The 18263-nt window shown below is 64.0% G+C and carries 20 protein-coding genes; 7 read left to right on the plus strand and 13 right to left on the minus strand.

The genetic code is table 11. The features are described 5' to 3' along the window. From DN387_RS21475 to DN387_RS21495, 5 genes are all read right to left on the minus strand, one after another. Positions 1-285, minus strand: a 285-nt coding sequence (locus DN387_RS21475) for a DUF4880 domain-containing protein (RefSeq protein ID WP_254506295.1), incomplete at its 3' end; no start/stop codon positions are given. Further along, positions 282-785 carry a sigma-70 family RNA polymerase sigma factor gene (locus DN387_RS21480; protein ID WP_043860903.1) on the minus strand — a complete coding sequence of 168 codons (504 nt, stop codon included), beginning with the start codon at positions 783-785 and terminating at the stop codon, positions 282-284. The genes DN387_RS21480 and DN387_RS21475, both read right to left, overlap by 4 nt. A gap of 147 nt (positions 786-932) precedes the next feature. Next, entirely contained in the window at positions 933-1364 is a 432-nt protein-coding gene (locus DN387_RS21485) for a hypothetical protein (protein WP_173925090.1), read from the minus strand. A gap of 97 nt (positions 1365-1461) precedes the next feature. Continuing rightward, positions 1462-1671, minus strand: coding sequence for a DUF6434 domain-containing protein (locus DN387_RS21490; protein WP_054915123.1), 210 nt, complete (start codon positions 1669-1671; stop codon positions 1462-1464). Next, positions 1661-2575 (minus strand): helix-turn-helix domain-containing protein, encoded by a 915-nt coding sequence (locus DN387_RS21495; RefSeq protein ID WP_054915122.1) that lies wholly within the window; start codon positions 2573-2575, stop codon positions 1661-1663. The genes DN387_RS21490 and DN387_RS21495 overlap by 11 nt, the downstream gene beginning before the upstream one ends. 173 nt (positions 2576-2748) lie before the next feature. Here DN387_RS21495 and DN387_RS21500 point away from each other — a divergent pair, with 173 nt between their 5' ends. From DN387_RS21500 to DN387_RS21520, 5 genes are all read left to right on the plus strand, one after another. Continuing rightward, positions 2749-4107 carry a glutamine synthetase family protein gene (locus DN387_RS21500; RefSeq protein ID WP_054915121.1) on the plus strand — a complete coding sequence of 453 codons (1359 nt, stop codon included), beginning with the start codon at positions 2749-2751 and terminating at the stop codon, positions 4105-4107. A gap of 48 nt (positions 4108-4155) precedes the next feature. Beyond that, positions 4156-5244 carry a polyamine ABC transporter substrate-binding protein gene (locus DN387_RS21505; protein ID WP_054915120.1) on the plus strand — a complete coding sequence of 363 codons (1089 nt, stop codon included), beginning with the start codon at positions 4156-4158 and terminating at the stop codon, positions 5242-5244. Beyond that, a complete protein-coding gene (locus DN387_RS21510) occupies positions 5241-6545 on the plus strand; it encodes an FAD-binding oxidoreductase (RefSeq protein WP_054915119.1) in 1305 nt (434 codons plus the stop codon). Before DN387_RS21505 ends, DN387_RS21510 begins: the two co-directional genes overlap by 4 nt. A 64-nt stretch (positions 6546-6609) precedes the next feature. Further along, on the plus strand, positions 6610-7230 hold the full coding sequence (locus tag DN387_RS21515; protein ID WP_054915118.1) for a cell wall hydrolase: 621 nt from the start codon (positions 6610-6612) through the stop codon (positions 7228-7230). A gap of 150 nt (positions 7231-7380) precedes the next feature. Further along, on the plus strand, positions 7381-7806 hold the full coding sequence (locus tag DN387_RS21520) for an actin depolymerization factor/cofilin-like domain-containing protein (RefSeq protein ID WP_177332947.1): 426 nt from the start codon (positions 7381-7383) through the stop codon (positions 7804-7806). A 14-nt stretch (positions 7807-7820) separates the two neighbouring features. Here the strand turns inward: DN387_RS21520 and DN387_RS21525 are convergent, their stop codons facing one another. The 4 genes from DN387_RS21525 to DN387_RS21540 form a co-directional block, all read right to left on the minus strand. Next, positions 7821-8654, minus strand: a complete 834-nt coding sequence (locus DN387_RS21525) for a hypothetical protein (RefSeq protein ID WP_054915117.1) — start codon at positions 8652-8654, stop codon at positions 7821-7823. A gap of 169 nt (positions 8655-8823) precedes the next feature. After that, positions 8824-10233, minus strand: a complete 1410-nt coding sequence (gene mapR / locus DN387_RS21530; RefSeq protein ID WP_043860894.1) for a GntR family transcriptional regulator MpaR — start codon at positions 10231-10233, stop codon at positions 8824-8826. A 39-nt stretch (positions 10234-10272) separates the two neighbouring features. After that, positions 10273-11685 (minus strand): cytochrome c oxidase accessory protein CcoG, encoded by a 1413-nt coding sequence (gene ccoG / locus DN387_RS21535; protein WP_054915116.1) that lies wholly within the window; start codon positions 11683-11685, stop codon positions 10273-10275. 121 nt (positions 11686-11806) lie between these two features. Further along, positions 11807-12046 (minus strand): DUF3203 family protein, encoded by a 240-nt coding sequence (locus DN387_RS21540; protein WP_054915115.1) that lies wholly within the window; start codon positions 12044-12046, stop codon positions 11807-11809. A gap of 140 nt (positions 12047-12186) precedes the next feature. Between DN387_RS21540 and DN387_RS21545 the strand changes: the two genes are divergently transcribed. Further along, entirely contained in the window at positions 12187-12705 is a 519-nt protein-coding gene (locus tag DN387_RS21545) for an MgtC/SapB family protein (protein ID WP_043860891.1), read from the plus strand. Between the two features lie 550 nt (positions 12706-13255). Here the strand turns inward: DN387_RS21545 and DN387_RS21550 are convergent. The 3 genes from DN387_RS21550 to DN387_RS21560 all read right to left on the minus strand — a co-directional run bounded on the left by DN387_RS21550 (position 13256) and on the right by DN387_RS21560 (position 15671). Beyond that, positions 13256-14155, minus strand: a complete 900-nt coding sequence (locus DN387_RS21550; RefSeq protein WP_043860890.1) for a hydroxymethylglutaryl-CoA lyase — start codon at positions 14153-14155, stop codon at positions 13256-13258. 20 nt (positions 14156-14175) lie between these two features. Beyond that, positions 14176-14577: a MerR family DNA-binding transcriptional regulator gene (locus tag DN387_RS21555; protein WP_043860889.1), complete on the minus strand. Its 402-nt coding sequence runs from the start codon at positions 14575-14577 to the stop codon at positions 14176-14178. 167 nt (positions 14578-14744) lie between these two features. Continuing rightward, on the minus strand, positions 14745-15671 hold the full coding sequence (locus DN387_RS21560; RefSeq protein WP_043860888.1) for a LysR family transcriptional regulator: 927 nt from the start codon (positions 15669-15671) through the stop codon (positions 14745-14747). Between the two features lie 150 nt (positions 15672-15821). Between DN387_RS21560 and DN387_RS21565 the strand changes: the two genes are divergently transcribed. Continuing rightward, the gene (locus DN387_RS21565; RefSeq protein WP_043860887.1) at positions 15822-17051 is read left to right on the plus strand and encodes an acyl-CoA dehydrogenase; all 1230 of its coding nucleotides are present in this window, start codon (positions 15822-15824) and stop codon (positions 17049-17051) included. 84 nt (positions 17052-17135) lie between these two features. Here the strand turns inward: DN387_RS21565 and DN387_RS21570 are convergent, their stop codons facing one another. Then, positions 17136-18134 carry a TerC family protein gene (locus tag DN387_RS21570; RefSeq protein ID WP_054915114.1) on the minus strand — a complete coding sequence of 333 codons (999 nt, stop codon included), beginning with the start codon at positions 18132-18134 and terminating at the stop codon, positions 17136-17138. Positions 18135-18263 lie beyond the last annotated feature (129 nt).

An 18263-nucleotide genomic window follows, 5' to 3' on the forward strand; every position in this document is an offset into this window, starting at 1 on the left:
CCCGCCGATGGCGCGCAGCACATCGCGCCGGGAGGTGCCGGGCTGCATCAGCACGCGCCGGGCTTCGCCGGCCTGGCCGGGCAGGCGCTGGTCCAGCGCCCGCACGGTGCCGAACGCGCCACCCAGGCGCTCCTGCAGCCGGCCCCAGGCCTGGGCATGGGCCGGGTCGCTGTTGAGCCAGGTATCGAAACGGGCGTGCAGGCGGGTGTCGTTGCGGTCGGCGCTCAGGCGCACCATCCAGTCGATGGCCTGCTCCGCGGCCGGGTCGAGGCGGGCCTTGCTCATGGTGCCATCTCGGCCAGGTAGCACTGGCGCAGGGCCTGTTTCATGTAGCGGCTGACGGTGCGTTCCGACAGCGCGAGCTTGCGCCCGATCTCCACATAGCTCAGGCCATCGAGCTGGCTGTAGAGGAAGGCTGCCTTGACCACCGCGGGCAGGCCGGTGAGCGCTCGGTCGATGGCCACCAGCGCTTCGACCAGCAGCAGTTGTTCCTCCGGGGAGGGCGCTACCTGCTCGGGCAGGCTCGACAGGCGTTCCAGGTAGGCATTTTCGAGTTGGCGGCGGCGGTGGCGGTCGAAGATCAGCCGGCGCGCGATGGTCGACAGAAAGGCCCGCGGTTGCTGGATGCTGTCCGGATCAACCCGCGCCACCAGCAATTGGCAGAACGCCTCGGCAGCCGTGTCTTCGGCGTCGGCGCGGTTGCGCAGGCGCTTCTGGATGTGTTGCAGCAGCCAGCGGTGGTGGTCGCTGAAGAAGAAGCCGAGCTTGGAGGAAGGCGTGTGCACCGGGAACGACTCGACAGTGAATGTGAATAGTTCTCAATACTACAGTGTCGCAATGCCTGTGTGTAGCCTGCGCGGGGGTGCAATCGCGCGCGGGTTGCGCCAGGGCGCGTTGCCGGCTTTGCCGGCAACGCGCCCCAGGCATGGCCGTCAGGCGGCGGCCTGGGCTTGCAGCACCAGTTGCCCGTCGACCTCGACAACCAGCCCGCTGGCGACGAACAGTGGCACCAGGCGTTTGTGCAGCTGTGGCTCGACGAAGGCCTTGATGGCGTCCAGGTCCAGGTTGCCGCTGACATCCAGTTCGGCCTTGGTGTAGGACAGCCAGGCTTTTTTCAGGACCATCAGCACATCGCTGGCGGTGGTGGTGGCGAAGCGGCGATGGGTGACCTGGCCCTGGAAGTCGAAGGTATGGGCGAAGGCGTAGCCGCTCTCGTCGCCCTTGTTTTCCAGGCAGCGGCTGCATGCGCAGGCGCCGTCGGCGAATGCGGCGCGCAGGTAGGTGTTGAAGTCCACCACGGGTTTGAGGCCCAGGCGCTTGTCGACTTCGAACAGGTCCCCGGTCATGTTCGCATCAGCGTTCAACGTCATTTCCTCACAGTCATCCAGTTGGGTTTGCAGGGCGGCACAATACCAGCCTGGGCTGCCAGTGGGTACTTGCGCAGGGATGTCGCGGGTTCAGCTAAGCGCTACGACGCCTGGCCCACTCATCCACCACATCCCCCATCGTCCGCGCCGTACCATCGACTATCCACGCCATCAACGGCCGGTCGAACCTGAAATCCTCGCCACACTGCTCACGCATGAACCGCCGCACGTTCTGCGTGTTGCGGTAATCCTCGCCCACCGGTGTATTCCGGGTAATCACCCCGCCATGCCAGTCAAAAGCCATACCGTGTCTCCTTGCGTCGTTTGAGGGTTTCACTGGGCAACTCCTTGAACAGCGCCTGATAACTGCTGGAAAACCGCCCCAGGTGCCAGAACGACCAGCGCATTGCCACTTCCGCCACGGTGTGGCCGCGCGCGGTCAGCAGCTCGCGGTGCGCGCCATTGAGGCGGCGCAGGCGCAGCCAGTGGCTGGGCGTGATGCCGGTGTACGCCTTGAACGCATGCTGCAACTGACGCACCGAACTGCCGGCCACCTGCGCCAGTTGCAGCAGGTTCAATGACTCCTCCGGCGAATCCGCCGCCCATTCGCTGACCTTGCGCATGATGGTGCGCTCCTCGGTGCGCCGCCACAGCTCGCCGCGGTCCAGGCACACCGAGGCGGTGTCGAGAATGTACAGACAATCGTCCAGCAACTGCCTGGCCAGCACCTGCTGGCACGGCGCGTCCTCGCTCTGCGAGAGGCGCGTCAGGGTACTGCTCAGCCAGCCGCTGAACAAGGCATTGCGCTGGGAATTGAGCGGTGCCATGAACAGACCTTCGAGCGCCGCAACGTCCACGCCGTGCTCACGCACGAACGCAGGGCCGAACACGACGGCCACTTCCTGGTAGTTCTCGGGGGTGATCCAGATGTTGCGGCTTTCGCCATTGAGCACGTACAGGCTGTTGTCACTGCGGTCGAAGCAGAACGACAGCGAACCGCCGGGGGCGCTGAAGCTCTGCTCCACCCGGGTGTTCATGCGCTCTTCGTACACCTCCACGCCCTGCAGGTCGAGGCAGCGCACCATGCCGGCAAAGTGCCCGGGTGACATCTGCTGGTAGTGCTGTGCCCAGCCTGGCGTGGCGCGTACCTGTTCGGCCACATCGGCACTGGTGAAGGCCTGTACCCGCAAGGGCGACGGGGTTGTCATGAGAACCTCTGAATGCACTGCTTTGGTGCATTTTCTTCTGCTCAAAGTGGATAGATGCAGCCGCAGCTGCGGCACCAAGATAGACCTCAACGCGGCGCAGGGGAAGCCAGGCCTTGCCCGCCCGCGCCACACACACCCTTGCGCATGCCCTGCATCACGACAACGAGGTTCTCATGAATACCCCCTTCGATCAGCTGTCCAACTGGCTGAAAGAACACAAGATCACTGAAGTGGAATGCGTGGTCACCGACCTGACCGGTATCGCCCGCGGCAAGATCGCCCCCACCAACAAGTTCCTGCATGAGCGAGGCATGCGCCTGCCGGAAAGTGTGCTGCTGCAGACCGTGACCGGCGACTTCGTCGAGGACGAGATCTACTACGACCTGCTCGACCCGGCCGACATCGACATGCTCTGCCGCCCCGACTCGACGGCCATCTACCCGGTACCCTGGGCGCTGGAGCCCACCGCGATCGTGATCCACGACACCTTCGACAAGCAGGGCAACCCCATCGAGCTGTCGCCGCGCAACGTGCTCAAGAAAGTCCTCAAGCTGTACGCCGACAAGGGCTGGCAACCGATCGTGGCACCGGAGATGGAGTTCTACCTGACCCAGCGCTGCGAAGACCCAGACCTGCCGTTGCAGGCGCCACTGGGCCGTTCGGGCCGCGCCGAAAGTGGCCGCCAGTCGTTCTCCATCGATGCCGCCAACGAGTTCGACCCGCTGTTCGAGGACGTCTACGACTGGTGCGAGGCCCAGGGCCTGGACCTGGACACGCTGATTCACGAAGACGGCCCGGCGCAGATGGAAATCAACTTCCGCCACGGCGACGCCCTGGACCTGGCCGACCAGATCACCGTGTTCAAGCGCACCATGCGCGAGGCCGCACTCAAGCACAACGTCACCGCCACCTTCATGGCCAAGCCGGTGGGCGACGAGCCGGGCAGCGCCATGCACCTGCACCAGAGCGTGGTCGACAGCGCCACCGGCAAGCCGATCTTCGTCAATGACGACGGCAGCATGAGCGAGCTGTTCCTGCAGCACATCGGCGGCCTGCAGAAGTACATCCCCAAGGTGTTGCCGATGTTCGCGCCCAACGTCAATTCGTTCCGCCGCTTTCTGCCCGACACCTCGGCACCGGTGAACGTGGAGTGGGGCGAAGAGAACCGCACCGTGGGCCTGCGCGTGCCCACCTCCAGCCCCGAGTCGATGCGCGTTGAGAACCGCCTGCCCGGCGCCGATGCCAACCCGTACCTGGCGATTGCCGCCAGCCTGCTGTGTGGCTACCTGGGCATGGTCGAGGGCATCGCGCCCAGCGCCCCGGTGCAGGGGCGTGCGTATGAGCGGCGCAACCTGCGCCTGCCGATCACCATCGAGGACGCGCTGGCGCACATGGAAGACTGCCCGACCATCGAACGCTACCTGGGCAGCAAGTTCGTGCGTGGCTACGTGGCGGTCAAGCGCGCCGAGCACGAGAACTTCAAGCGCGTGATCAGTTCGTGGGAGCGCGAGTTCCTGCTGCTGAGCGTGTGATGCGCTGACCTGCCGATCATCGATAAAACAATCAGAAGAGGTGTCGATATGCGTCTGTTGAAATCCGTGTTGCCGGTGGCTCTGGGGTTGCTGTGGGGGGCCGCCGCACAGGCCCAGCCGAGCGTCAGCGTGTACAACTGGACCGATTACATCGGCCCCACCACCCTGGCCGACTTTCAGGGGGCGACCGGGATCAAGGTGATCTACGACGTGTTCGACTCCAACGAAACCCTGGAGGGCAAGCTGCTGGCGGGGCGCACCGGCTACGACGTGGTGGTGCCGTCCAACCACTTCCTGGCACGCCAGATCAAGGCCGGGGCGTTTCTGGAGCTGGACCGCTCGCAACTGCCCAACTGGAAGAACCTCGACCCGGTGCTGCTCAGGAAACTGGAGGACAACGACCCCGGCAACCGCCACTCGGTGCCCTACCTGTGGGGCACCAATGGCATCGGCTACAACGTCGACAAGGTCAAGCAGGTGCTGGGCATCGACCATATCGATTCGTGGGCGGTGCTGTTCGAGCCCGAGAACCTGAAAAAACTCAGCCAGTGCGGCGTGTCGTTCATGGATTCGGCCGACGAGCTGTTCCCGGCAGTGCTCAACTACATGGGCCTGGACCCGCGCAGCGAAAACCCGCAGGACTACAGGAAGGCCGAGGCCAAGCTGCTGGCGCTGCGCCCGTACATCACCTACTTCCATTCCTCCAAGTACGTCACGGACCTGGCCAACGGCGACATCTGCATCGCCTTCGGTTACTCCGGCGACGTGTTCCAGGCGGCCAACCGCGCCAGGGAAGCCCACAACGGCGTGAACATCGCCTATTCGATTCCCAAGGAGGGCAGCAACCTGTGGTTCGACCTGCTGGCGATCCCGGCCGATGCCACCAACCCCAAGGAGGCGCACGCCTTCATCAACTACCTGATGGACCCGCAGGTGATCGCCAAGGTCAGCACCCTGGTGGGCTACGCCAACCCGACGCCCGCTTCGCGCCAGTACATGGCCGCCGACCTGGTCGACAACCCCGAGGTGTATCCGCCCCAGGCGGTGCTCGACAAACTGTACATCTCCAGCACCCCCACGCCGGCCATCATGCGCTTGATGACCCGCTCGTGGAGCAAAGTGAAATCGAACAAATGAACAACGTGAATGGCAATGCGCAACACGCCCGTTCGTACTACGCAGCGACGGCCAGACGCCAGGCCGACTACCCCACGCTGGAGCAGGACCTGATCGCCGATGTGTGCGTGATCGGCGGTGGCTTCACGGGGGTCAACACCGCCATCGAACTGGCTCGCCGCGGGCTTTCGGTGGTGTTGCTGGAGGGGCGGCGCATCGGCTGGGGTGCCAGCGGGCGCAACGGCGGGCAACTGATTCGCGGCATCGGCCACGAGGTGTCGGGGTTTGCCCGCTACGTGGGGCAGGAAGGGGTGGCCTACCTGCAACGCGCCGGCATCGAGTCGGTGGAGGTGGTGGGCCGCCGGGTGCAGGAGGACGGCATCGACTGCGACCTGCGCTGGGGCTTCTGCGAGCTGGCCAATACCCCGGCGCAGTACGCAGCGTTCCAGGCTGAACAGCAGAGCCTGGAGGGGTTGGGCTATAGGCACCAGACCCGACTCTACGGGCCGCAGCAGATGCACGAGGTGGTAGCGTCGAAGGTGTATGCCGGCGGGCTGCTGGACATGGGCTCCGGCCACCTGCACCCGCTCGACCTGGTGCAGGGCGAGGCGCGCCTGGCGGCGTCGCTGGGGGTGCAGGTGTTCGAGCACAGCACGGTGCTCGAACTGGTGCATGGCCCCACCGTGCAGGTGCGCTGCGCGCGCGGCAGCGTGCGGGCCGGCAGCCTGGTGCTGGCGTGCAATGCGCACCTGGACGACCTGGAGCCACGCCTGAGCGGCAAGGTGCTGCCGGCCGGCAGCTACATCATCACCACCGAGCCGCTGTCGGCACCGCGCGCCGCCGGGCTGATCCCGCAGAACCTGGCGCTGTGCGACCAGAAGGTCGGCCTGGACTACTACCGCCTTACTGCCGACCGGCGCCTGCTGTTCGGCGGGGCCTGCCATTATTCCGGGCGCGACCCGGCGGATATCGCCGGCTACATGCTGCCCAAGCTGCTCAAGGTGTTCCCGCAGCTGGCGGATGTGCGCATCGACTTTCAATGGGGCGGCAAGATCGGCATTACCGCCAATCGCTTTCCGCAGGTGGGGCGCCTGCAGCAGCACCCCAACGTGTTCTACGCCCAGGGCTATTCGGGGCACGGGGTGAACGTCACCCACTGGACGGCGAAGCTGCTGGCCGAGGCGATCCACGCCGGGCATAGCCAGGGCCTGGATATCTTCAGCAAGGTGCCGCACATGACCTTCCCCGGCGGCCCGGCCCTGCGCTCGCCACTGCTGGCGCTGGGCATGTTGTGGTACCGCCTGCGCGAGCTGCTGGGGTAGGGCGGCGCAAATCGCCGGTTGCAGCTACTGTGCATCTATCAGAGGCTCACAAGAAGGCTCGGTCATGCGCTCATTCGCTGCAGTTTGCTGTCTTGCCGTGTGGTTGATCGCTGTTCTGCCGGGCTCTGCCGCCGCGGCGCCGCCTGCGGCGGTAGCCGAAGACAAGGCCCAGGTGCTGGAGCAGAAGGCTGCCGAACAGGGGCGCGAGGCCAGCGTACCCAGCGACCAGGCCATCACCCGCAGCGAAGTGCAGGCGGTCGACCCCAAGGGCGAGGCCGCGCTGGATGACGCGATCACCTGCCTGGCGCGCACCCTCTACTGGGAGGCCAAGGGCGGTGAGGCGGCGGACATGCAGGGTGTGGCCAGCGTGGTGATGAACCGGCTGGGGCACGAAGGGTTTCCGGGCACCGTGTGCGAGGTGGTCAAGCAGGGCATCAAGGAGCGTACATGCCAGTTCTCGTGGTGGTGCGACGGGCGCTCGGACGATGTGGAAGAGCCGGTGCAGTACACCGTGGCCAAGGAAATCGCGCGCAAGGCGCTGAATCAGCAACTGACCGACAGCACCGATGGTGCGATGTACTTTCATGACCGCCATGTGCATCCCGCGTGGGCGAAGGCCTATAGAAAGACAGCCGAAAGTTCGAAGTTTATTTTCTACAAACCGCGTGACGGGGAGGCGCGGTGATTGGTCGGTAAGCAGGGCGCAGCATGTTTTCAGCAGTATGTAACCTGATAACTTTGCCAGTGTCGGTTGATTAGGCGTTGTTGTATGTTGATGCCTGACTTCGCGGTGAGTTGGAGTGGTACGCGATTGATCTGGACGAGGATGATGGCCATGTCAAGCACTGGTGTGTTAGTGACGGGTGAGTTTCTGAAAGATTACAATTCGCTAATAAGTAAAACGCCTAGGTATATTGTTTTCAAGATCTCAGATGATTACAAGGAGTTTGTTGTTGAGTCATCAGGCGATAGGTCATCAACCTACGAGGATTTTCTGAACGCGCTGACCCCGAATGAAGTGCGATATGCTGTCGTCGACTTTGAGTTTGAAACCGTTGGGGGGAGGCGAAATGCAATTTTGTTTATTCTATACTCAGATGATTTAGCCCCCATAAAGAAAAAGATGGTCTATGCCTCCAGTAAAGATGCACTTAGACGTGCTTTAACTGGTATTGCTGTAAATATTCAGGCATCTGGAAAAGAAGAACTTGAATACGACGAGGTTCTGGATACGGTTCGTCAAAGACTTGCAATTCGGTGAATATCCATTCGGGCTTACTCTGTACAGCCTGGATAGAGAGCGCATTCACGACCGTCCATCTGGAAAGTCGAAAATGTCGGGTCACGATAACTGCAGGAGGCTTCGCCAACCCACTTCCATTGTGAAGCGCAGGGCTTCATGCCATTGCCGACCGGTGACCAGTTCTCGGGATAAAGCGGCCACTCCTTGTCGATGAGGCGGTACACGAAGCGCAGGTCGGTCTTGTTCAGCTGGGTGTAGGCGACGTTGGCGACCGGGCCGGGGTGCCTGGAGGTCCGCTCCAGGGGTTGCCACTGGCTGTCGGCGGCGAGGCAGTCGATGTCCCTGGCCAGCACGTGGCGCTCATGCCCGGGCACGATGTGGTAGGCCGTGCCGCACAGGCGGCGCACAACCAGCTCGGGTTCTGCGTCGCGCACCGGCCCAGTGCCGTCGGGCAGTGCCGGCAATACCTCGACTCCCGCCAGGCTGTACCGCCCGCTGGGGGACTTGATGCTCACGGTGATGTTGTCCAGTTGCTGGGTGCAACTGCCGATGGTGTAGGTCAGCGGGATCCTGAACGTGACGGTGCGCGCGTCGGGGTGCGCATCGGCCTGGTCGGTGCGGTACTGGTTGGGACGCGAGCGCATGCCGCCGGTGGCGGGGGAGGCCACGGTGCAGCGGTACGGGTCGAGCGGGGCGTAGCTGGCGTTATAGGTGACGCCGTGGTTGGGCGGAAGTTCGGCGATCAGCGTGGTGCTGCTCAAGCCGTAGTGGCTGGTGGCGCCCACGACGCTTTCCTTGGCGACGAAACCGATCAGGCTGCAGGCGGGCAGCAGGGGCAGGGCCAGTAGCAGGTACAGCGGTTTCATCCGGGGCCATCCGTGGGCAAGTGCGGGAGGGGATGGTGCGCGATTGTGCGGGTGTGGGCAAGGGGCTGCACCGACCCAATCGCGGGTCAAGCCCGCTCCCACAGGATCACCGCAGTCATGTGGGAGCGGGCTTGACCCGCGATGGGTCGCTGGCCGTCATGCCAGCCCCTCAGAACGACCGCACAATCCGCCCCAGCGTCTCCATCGCCTGCTCCGACTGCTCGGTCCAGGGGCTGCCGTAATTGAGGCGAATGCAGTTGCGAAACCGGCGCGTCGGCGAAAAGATCGGCCCCGGCGCAATGCTGATGCCCTGGGCCAATGCCATCTGGAACAGCTTCAGCGAGTCCATCTGCTCCGGTAGCTCCAACCACAGGAAGTACCCGCCGCTGGGGTGGCTGACCCGCGTCTGCGCCGGGAAGTGCCGGGCAATCGCCGCCAGCATGGCGTTCTGCTGCTCTTCCAGCGCATAGCGCAGGCGCCGCAGGTGGCGGTCGTAGCCACCGTGCTGCAGGTAGTCGGCAATCGCCGCCTGCGCCGGCATCGATGCACACAGCGAGGTCATCAGCTTGAGCCGCTCGATCTTCTGCGCATAGCGCCCGGCCGCCACCCAGCCGATCCGGTAGCCCGGCGCCAGGCTCTTGGAGAACGAGCCGCAATGCATCACCAGCCCTTCGGTGTCGAATGCCTTGGCCGGCTTGGGCGCCTGCTGCGCGTAGTACAGCTCGGCATACACGTCGTCTTCGATCAGCGGCACCTGGTGCACGCTCAGCAGCTCGACCAGCTGCTTCTTTTTGTCTTCCGGCATGCTCGCGCCCACCGGGTTCTGGAAGTTGGTCATGCACCACACGGCCTTGACCGGATGCCGCTCCAGCGTCTGCGCCAGCACCCCCAGGTCGATGCCTTCGCGCGGGTGCACCGGAATCTCCACCGCCTTGAGCTTGAGCCGCTCCAGAATCTGCAGGCAGGCATAGAACGCCGGTGCCTCGATGGCCACCAGGTCACCCGGCTCGGTTACCGCCTGCAGGCACAGGTTCAACGCCTCCAGCGCACCGTTGGTGATCAGCAGTTCTTCCATCGGCAGCATCAAGCCGCCGACCATGTAGCGCAGGGCGATCTGGCGGCGCAGTTGCGGGTTGCCCGGCGACAGGTCGGTGACCACCATGCGCGGGTCCATCTCGCGGCTGGCGCTGGCCAGCGAGCGCGCCAGGCGCGGCAGCGGGAACAGGTTGGGGCTGGGGAACGCCGAACCGAAGGCCACCGTCTGCGGGTCCTTGATCGAGTCGAGGATCGAGAACACCAGCTCGCTGACGTCCACCTCGGTCGATTCGCTGGCCTGCTCGATGATCTGCGGCTCGTTGAACTGGCGCGGGGCGTGGGTGTTGACGAAGTAGCCCGAGCGCGGCCGGGCCCGGATCAGCCCGCGACGCTCCAGCAGGTAGTAGGCCTGGAACACCGTGGACGGGCTGACCCCGTGGGTCTGGCTGGCGTAACGCACCGACGGCACGCGCTGGCCGGGGCCGAGTACCCCGGAGCGAATCAGTTCGGCAATGTCGTCGGCGAATTTCTCGTAGCGTTTCATCATGGCTCTGGGCGGTCTGACTCAGCGGAGTGTATGTGATCAGCGGTTCAAAGGCGCGACAAAACGGCTGCGCGCAAGGCTGCGCACGCTCGGCTGGTCGGTGTCGATGAGTTCGAAGCTGATCTCCTGGGAGCTGCTGGGCGCACGGTCGGCCAGCATCGCCACCGAGACCGGTATATCGCTCATCTCGCTGGCCGCCAGGGTGAACTCGGTCTTGCCATGCAGTTCGAAGCCCTCGGCGTCCACCAGGCGCAGGCGGTAGGTCTGCGGCTGCTGGGTCTTGTTGATGACCTTGAGGGTGTAGATGTTCTCGATCTGCCCCAGGGCGTTCTCGCGGAACAGGCCGCGGTCCTTGATCACGTCCATCGACACCATCGGGCGTTGCTGCAGGGCGATCACCAGGGCGCCGATCATCACCACCAGCACGGTCACGTAGCCCAGCAGGCGCGGACGCATCCACTGGGTGGTGCCGCCTTGCAGGGTGTGCTCGGACTTGTAGCCGATCAGCCCGCGTGGGTAGCTCATCTTGTCCATGATGCTGTCGCAGGCGTCGATGCAGGCGGCGCAGCCGATGCACTCCATCTGCAGGCCGTCGCGGATGTCGATACCGGTGGGGCATACCTGCACGCACATGTGGCAGTCGATGCAGTCGCCCAGGCCCTGGGCCTTGTGGTTGGCGTCCTTCTTGCGCGGCCCGCGCGACTCGCCGCGCTGCGGGTCATAGGCGATGGTGAGGGTGTCCCTGTCGAACATCACGCTCTGGAACCGGGCATACGGGCACATGTGCATGCACACCGCCTCGCGCAGCCAGCCGGCGTTGATGTAGGTGGCACCGGTGAAGAACAGGATCCAGAACAGGCTGACGCCACCCAGCTGCAGGGTGAACAGCTCCTGGGTCAGTGGCCGGATGGGGGTGAAGTAGCCGACGAAGGTCAGTGCGGTCAGCAGGCTGACGCCCAGCCACAGGGTGTGCTTGGCTGCGCGGCGCGCCAGCTTGTTGGGGCCCCAGGGCGCCGCATCGAGCTTGATGCGCTGGTTGCGTTCGCCCTCGGTGACCTTCTCGCACCACATGAACACCCAGGTCCAGGTGCTTTGCGGGCAGGTGTAGCCGCACCAGACGCGCCCGGCGAACACGGTGATGGCGAACAGGCCGAAGGCGCAGATGATCAGCAGCGCCGACAGCAGGATGAAGTCCTGCGGCCAGAAGGTGGCGCCGAAGATGTGGAACTTGCTGTCGGCCAGGTCCCAGAGGACCGCCTGGCGCCCGTCCCAGTTCAGCCAGACGGTGCCGAAAAACAGCAGAAACAGAAAACCTGCGCCACCCAGGCGCAGGTTTCGGAAAAAGCCGGTGAAGCTACGGGTGTGGATGTGTCTGTCGCTGCTGGCGGCCTTCTTCTTGAACGTGGAGGGCTCGGCAATTTCAACGATCTGGACGGGAATTCGTTCGCTCATGGTTCGTCGCTCATCAGGCCTCGATCAGGCCAGAGCACTATGGCGTCCCATCTGTTTGCATAACAGGTGCAGATATCTGGATAAAAACCGTATCAGATTATCCATTGAAACCCTGCAGCCCTTATATGATCGAGCCCTCCTCGGAGGTCTTCAAATGCCTGCGACTATCCACCGCACCTGCCACGGTGAGCGCGTCAGCCTCTGCCTCGGTGATCGGCACCCGTTGCCCGGCCAGGGTCGCGATCGACATGCGCAGGTCGGCATCGGTGATGATCTGCACCTCTGCCGCTTCACCTTCGATGTTCAGGTCGTCGGCTATCAGGGTGCAGCGCTTGGTGGTTTCGTTGATTTCAATGGGCATGGCGGTGTCCTCGAACGGGGGGGCTTACAGCTGTGACCCCGTTGCCGGCCGGGTTGCTGAGCGTGGCCGATCAGCGGTCGACAGCACTCGCGCGCCAGGCTGTTGTCCATCCAGTATCCCCTTGCTGATGGACGCTGCTCATGGACGCCTGGTGGCACCAAGTCTGGTCGACACTGATTGCCGAATTCGCCGATATCACCGATGCCAAGCAACTGACGCAGGTGACGGTGCGCCTGCTGATGGCTGCGCTGCTGGGGGCGGTGCTGGGCTTCGAGCGCGAGCTCAAGGGCAAGGCGGCGGGAGTGCGCACGCACATGCTGGTGGCCATCGGTGCGGCGCTGTTCGTGCTGGTGCCGCGCATGGCCGGGGCGGACGACGCAGCGTTGAGTCGGGTGGTGCAGGGGATCGTCGCCGGCATCGGCTTTCTGGGGGCGGGCACCATACTCAAGGGCAAGGAGGACGATGCGGGCCATGTGAAGGGCCTGACCACTGCTGCGGGCCTGTGGATGACCGCCGCCATCGGCGTGGCCGCAGGCATGGGGCGCGAAGCCACTGCGCTGGTGAGCACGGTGCTGGCGTTGCTGGTGCTGGGGGTGATGCCGTGGGTGGTCGACCGCCTGGAGAAGCGCAAGCCAGAGGATGACCAGCAGAACGAGTAGGGCAGCAAGCACTGAGGGGAGCCTGGGCTCCCCTCAAATTTTGTTGCGTGTGCTCTTTTTATTATTGGAGGGTGGTCTATTGTTGTTTTTGGCGACCCTTGCCTCTTGTTGCGTTGCGATCCCCATCCGGGATCAAGAGCAAACGTATTTTTTTGAGCGCTGATCGACCTTTATCATTGCTGATCCAACCGAGACGGGCGCTACCTTGGGGTAGTTTTATTGTTCTCTGTCAGGTCGCGGGGCACGCCCCCGAAAAGCCATCCACTTCAAAAAAATCTGTTAGCTGCGCCTCTGCCGTGTTGTTCTTGTTATGTCAGAGCCGGTACGTCTTATTTTTATTGGGTTGTCGCATTTTTTATTGTTGTTGTACGAAAGATATAGCAGGTGCCGTGCCAACTTTTTAAAACCCAATAAAATCAATGGTTTGCTGGTTTGGTGGAAAAATCGTCACGGGAAATTGTGCTGATTTGTTTCCGTGTTACCCGGATTTTCCCTGTCGGGTGTGGGGGCGGTAACACTCACCCCCCATTGGCCCTGTTGCTGCGCACCGTTACCGGGCAGCGCGTGCCCTGGCCACACGCGACCCGCTGGCGCGGCCCAGCACGGCACTGATGCGCTGGCCGGCGTCGATCAGCTTGTCCAGGTCGATGCCGGTCTCGATACCCAGGCCCTGCAGCAGGTACAGCAGGTCTTCACTGGCCACGTTGCCACTGGCGCCCTTGGCATACGGGCAGCCGCCCAGGCCGGCGACCGAACTGTCGAACACGTTGATTCCCTCCAGCAGGCTGGCGTACACGTTGGCCAGCGCCTGGCCGTAGGTATCGTGGAAGTGCCCGGCCAGCTCGGCACGCGGCACCTGCGCGCCGACCACTTCGAACAGGCGGCGGGTGGCGCCCGGGGTGCCGGTGCCGATGGTGTCGCCCAGCGACACTTCATAGCAGCCCATGTCGCGCAGCTCGCGGGCGATGGGGGCGACCTGCTCGGCATCTACCTGGCCTTGATAGGGGCAGCCCAGCACGCACGAGATATAGCCGCGTACCTTCACCCCGTGTTCGCGCGCCGCCTGCATGATGGGCGCGAAGCGCTGCAGGCTTTCGCTGATCGAGCAGTTGATGTTGCGCTGCGAAAACGCCTCGGACGCGGCGGCGAACACGGCCACCTCCTTGACGCCTGCGGCCAGTGCGTCTTCGAAACCGCGCAGGTTGGGGGCCAGCGCCGCATAGGTGATGCCGGGCTGCTGGCGGATGCTGGCGAACACGTCGGCCGAACCGGCCATCTGCGGTACCCACTTGGGCGAGACGAAGCTGCCCACCTCGATATAGGACACGCCGGCGTCGGTCAGGTCATCCACCAGGCGGACCTTGTCCGCCACGCTGATGGGTTGGGCTTCGTTCTGCAGGCCGTCGCGGGGGCCGACTTCTACCAGACGCACATGGGTAGGCAATGACATGGCTAGGGTTCCTGTGGGCCTCAATGGCCGTTTTTCTGATTGTTCAGGGTGGTGGCCAGCGCCTGCTGGCAGCGCTCCTCGGCGGTGTCGAGTTCCAGCTGCATCTGCTGGATGTCGAGCAGTTGCTGTTCGAGTTGGGCGCGGCGCTCGGCGATCTTCGCCAGCATGCTGTGCAGCTGTTTCTGATTGCCGCTGGTGGGGTCGTAGAGTTCGATCAGCTCGCGGCACTCGGCCAGCGAGAAACCGATGCGCTTGCCGCGCAGGATGAGCTTGAGGCTGACCTTGTCGCGGGCCGAATACACACGCTCCAGGCCACGACGTTCGGGGCTGAGCAAGCCCTGCTCCTCATAGAAGCGTATGGCCCGGGTGGTGATGTCGAGTTCGCGGGAAAGGTCGGAGATGCTGTAGGTCTGGCTGCTCATTGCATGGCTCGGGGAAGGGGGCATGCGGCTAAGCTACTGGCTGGTTGACGTATACGTCAAGCAGGCATTCGGGGATGCCTGTCGCGGGTCACGCCCGCTCCCACAGCTTCAGCGCAGATCGGGTGGGAGCGGGCTCGACCCGCGATGGCTGCAACGCAGCCCGCACCTTATGCGCGTGCCTCCCGCTCGTCCTGCGCCACCACCGCCTGGCACAACTCGATCATCTGCTCGCGCATCCAGCGGTTGGCCGGGTCCTGGTCGGTGCTTTCATGCCAGTACAGGTGGGTTTCCAAAGGCGGCACGTCGCCCACCGGCAGGCTCACGTAGTTCAGTTGGTGGCGCCGTGCGAAGCGCTCCGGCACGGTCATCACCATGTCGGTCTGCTGCAGCACCTGCGAAGCCATCAGGTAATGCTGCGAGCGCAGCGCGATCTTGCGCTTGAGCCCCTGCTTGCCGAGCGCCAGGTCCACATACCCCAGGCCGTTGCGCCGGCTGGAGATCTGGATGTGGGTCAGGCTCAGGTAATCCTCCAGGCTGATGCTGTCCCTGGCCAGCGGGTGGCCCTGGCGCATCGCGCACACGAACGGGTCTTGCATCAGCTTGACGTGACGCACCTGCGGGTCGGTGTTCAGCGGTGCATCCACGGCAAAGTCCAGGCGTCCGGCGGCCAGTTCCTTGGTGGTCTCGCGGCGCTTGCACAGAAAGCTCTCGATCACCACGTTCGGCGCCAGCCGGCGCAGGCGCTGGAACAGCGATGGCAGCACCACCGCCTCGGTAAGGTCGGTCATGCTGATGCGGAAGGTCTTGTTGGCCTGCAAGGGGTTGAAGATGCGGCTCTCCTGCACCGACACCCGCAGCAGCGACAAGGCATTGCGCACCGGGCCGATGATGTTCTGGGCCATGGGCGTGGGCACCATGCCCTGGGCCGTGCGCACGAACAGCGGGTCGTTGAAGGTCTCGCGCAGCCGCGCCAGCGCGTTGGACACCGCAGGCTGGGTGATGCCGACGATCTGCCCGGCACGGGTCAGGTTGGCTTCGGTGTAGATCGCATCGAAGACGATGAACAGATTCAGATCGACCTTGCTGAGGTTCATGGATGCCGCTCTTGTTGGAGTTATGGCCCGATCATATATCGGTTATGAATGTTTATACACGCCGAGAATAGGCTAGGTGGATTTTGCCCGGTGATCTAGCATCCAAGCCAGATCTCTTAAATCACTCGCCTTTCCCAGCAGGTACCGCTCATGGATTTCGCCTATTCACCCAAGGTCCAGGCACTGCGCGAACGCGTCACCGCGTTCATGGACGCCTATGTATATCCCGCCGAGGCGGTGTTCGAACGCCAGGTTGCCGAAGGTGATCGCTGGCAGCCGACCGCGATCATGGAAGAACTCAAGGACAAGGCCAAGGCCGAGGGCCTGTGGAACCTGTTCCTGCCCGAGTCGCAGCTGGGCGCCGGCCTGACCAACCTGGAGTACGCGCCGCTGGCCGAAATCATGGGCCGCTCGCTGCTGGGGCCGGAACCGTTCAACTGCTCGGCCCCGGACACCGGCAACATGGAGGTCCTGGTGCGCTACGGCAGCGAGGCGCAGAAGCGCCAGTGGCTGGAGCCGCTGCTGCGTGGTGAGATCCGTTCGGCGTTCGCCATGACCGAGCCCGACGTGGCCTCGTCCGATGCCACCAACATGGCCGCACGGGCGGTGCGCGACGGTGACGAGTGGGTGATCAACGGCCGCAAGTGGTGGACCTCCGGCGCTTGCGACCCGCGTTGCAAGATCATGATCTTCATGGGCCTGAGCAACCCGGACGGGCCGCGTCACCAGCAGCACTCGATGATCCTGGTGCCTACCGATGCACCGGGGGTGAAGATCGTTCGCCCGCTGCCGGTGTTCGGCTACGACGATGCGCCCCACGGCCACGCCGAGGTGCTGTTCGAGAACGTGCGCGTACCGTATGACAACGTGCTGCTGGGCGAAGGGCGCGGCTTCGAGATCGCCCAGGGCCGTCTCGGGCCGGGGCGCATCCATCACTGCATGCGTTCGATCGGCATGGCCGAGCGTGCCCTTGAGCTGATGTGCAAGCGTTCGGCCGAGCGCACCGCATTCGGCAAGCCGCTGGCGCGCCTGGGTGGCAACATCGACAAGATCGCCGACTCGCGCATGGAGATCGACATGGCCCGGCTGCTGACCCTCAAGGCGGCCTACATGATGGACACCGTCGGCAACAAGGTGGCCCGCAGCGAGATCGCGCAGATCAAGGTGGTGGCACCGAACGTGGCGCTGAAGGTGATCGACCGGGCCATCCAGATTCACGGCGGGGCAGGGGTCAGTGCCGACTTCCCGCTGGCCTACATGTACGCGATGCAACGCACCCTGCGCCTGGCCGACGGGCCGGATGAAGTGCACCGCGCGGCGATCGGCAAGTACGAGATCGGCAAGTACGTGCCCCGGGAGATGCTGCGCAGCGGGCACTGAGCCCGCGTCGATGCCCTCGCGGATCGCCTGCTGACCGGGTGGGGCGGGCATGATCCGCGAGGGTATTCGACACGCTGCCCGAGGCTACTCCACCCGTTTCACCTCCTTGGCCGCCGTTCGTGTCTTGAACAGCGACAGCAGCACGCCACCGGCCAGCAGCCCGAACGTCACGCACAGCGACAGCAGCGGCGGCACCTTGCCGATCAGGCCGTGGGCGAAGATCTTGCCGCCGATAAATATCAGCACCAGCGCCAGGGCGTACTTGAGGTAAACGAAGCGGTGCACCAGCGCCGCCAGGGCGAAGTACAGCGCACGCAGGCCCAGGATGGCGAAGATGTTGGAGGTGTACACGATGAAGGGGTCCTGGGTGATCGCCAGGATGGCCGGCACGCTGTCTACCGCGAACACCAGGTCGGCCAGCTCGATCAGCACCAGGGCCAGGAACAGCGGCGTGGCGTACAGCAGTGCCCTGGGCTGGCCAGCCGGTTTGAGGCGCACGAAGAAGCGCGCCCCATGCAGGTCATCGGTCACGCGCATGTGCCGGCGCACGAACCTGATCACCGGGTTGTGTGCCAGGTCCGGGTGCGTTTCGTGGCGGGTGAACAGCATCTTGAGGCCGGTAAACAGCAAGAATGCGCCGAACAGGTACAGTATCCAGTCGAATTCCTGCACCAGCGCACTGCCCAGGCCGATCATCAGGGCGCGCAGCACCACCACGCCCAGAATGCCCCAGACCAGCACGCGGTGCTGGTAGCGGCGCGGGATGCCGAAAAAGCCGAAGATCATCGCCATGACGAACACGTTGTCCATCGACAGCGACTGTTCCACCAGCAGCCCGGTGTAGAACTCCAGCGCGCTCTGTGCGCCCAGCTCCAGCCACACCCAGCCACCGAACAGCAGCCCCACGCTGAAGTAGGCCGAGTACAGCAGCAGGCTTTCGCGCATTTCGATGTCGTGCGGGCGACGGTGCAGCACGCCAAGGTCCAGGACCAGCAGAGCCACCACCAGGGTGATGAACACCAGCCACAGCCACACGGCCGTGCCCAGGAAATCGTCGAAGAGAAATAACGGCAGAGCGCTCATGAGCCCCTCCTTGTCGTCGTAGTTGTATGAAAACAACTGTGACTCCGACATGGCGGCGATCAGCCGTCAGAGGGGCCCGGTGTCACTGAGCCCAAGCCTAGCTCGCCTCTGGAAAGGGTGAGGGGGGAG

The sequence above is a fragment of the Pseudomonas sp. FBF18 genome, from assembly GCF_024261405.1.
Taxonomy (GTDB): domain Bacteria; phylum Pseudomonadota; class Gammaproteobacteria; order Pseudomonadales; family Pseudomonadaceae; genus Aquipseudomonas; species Aquipseudomonas palmensis.

Bases quoted from the DNA above. Each gene is read 5' to 3' on its own strand.
- DN387_RS21520 (WP_177332947.1), top strand. From the start codon at position 7,381: ATGTCAAGCACTGGTGTGTTAGTGACGGGTGAGTTTCTGAAAGATTAC.
- mapR (WP_043860894.1), bottom strand. From the start codon at position 10,233: ATGAAACGCTACGAGAAATTCGCCGACGACATTGCCGAACTGATTCGC.
- DN387_RS21545 (WP_043860891.1), top strand. From the start codon at position 12,187: ATGGACGCCTGGTGGCACCAAGTCTGGTCGACACTGATTGCCGAATTC.
- DN387_RS21500 (WP_054915121.1), top strand. From the start codon at position 2,749: ATGAATACCCCCTTCGATCAGCTGTCCAACTGGCTGAAAGAACACAAG.
- DN387_RS21540 (WP_054915115.1), bottom strand. From the start codon at position 12,046: ATGCCCATTGAAATCAACGAAACCACCAAGCGCTGCACCCTGATAGCC.
- DN387_RS21505 (WP_054915120.1), top strand. From the start codon at position 4,156: ATGCGTCTGTTGAAATCCGTGTTGCCGGTGGCTCTGGGGTTGCTGTGG.
- DN387_RS21495 (WP_054915122.1), bottom strand. From the start codon at position 2,575: ATGACAACCCCGTCGCCCTTGCGGGTACAGGCCTTCACCAGTGCCGAT.
- DN387_RS21550 (WP_043860890.1), bottom strand. From the start codon at position 14,155: ATGTCATTGCCTACCCATGTGCGTCTGGTAGAAGTCGGCCCCCGCGAC.
- DN387_RS21515 (WP_054915118.1), top strand. From the start codon at position 6,610: ATGCGCTCATTCGCTGCAGTTTGCTGTCTTGCCGTGTGGTTGATCGCT.
- DN387_RS21565 (WP_043860887.1), top strand. From the start codon at position 15,822: ATGGATTTCGCCTATTCACCCAAGGTCCAGGCACTGCGCGAACGCGTC.
- ccoG (WP_054915116.1), bottom strand. From the start codon at position 11,685: ATGAGCGAACGAATTCCCGTCCAGATCGTTGAAATTGCCGAGCCCTCC.
- DN387_RS21510 (WP_054915119.1), top strand. From the start codon at position 5,241: ATGAACAACGTGAATGGCAATGCGCAACACGCCCGTTCGTACTACGCA.
- DN387_RS21490 (WP_054915123.1), bottom strand. From the start codon at position 1,671: ATGGCTTTTGACTGGCATGGCGGGGTGATTACCCGGAATACACCGGTG.
- DN387_RS21560 (WP_043860888.1), bottom strand. From the start codon at position 15,671: ATGAACCTCAGCAAGGTCGATCTGAATCTGTTCATCGTCTTCGATGCG.
- DN387_RS21570 (WP_054915114.1), bottom strand. From the start codon at position 18,134: ATGAGCGCTCTGCCGTTATTTCTCTTCGACGATTTCCTGGGCACGGCC.
- DN387_RS21555 (WP_043860889.1), bottom strand. From the start codon at position 14,577: ATGAGCAGCCAGACCTACAGCATCTCCGACCTTTCCCGCGAACTCGAC.
- DN387_RS21525 (WP_054915117.1), bottom strand. From the start codon at position 8,654: ATGAAACCGCTGTACCTGCTACTGGCCCTGCCCCTGCTGCCCGCCTGC.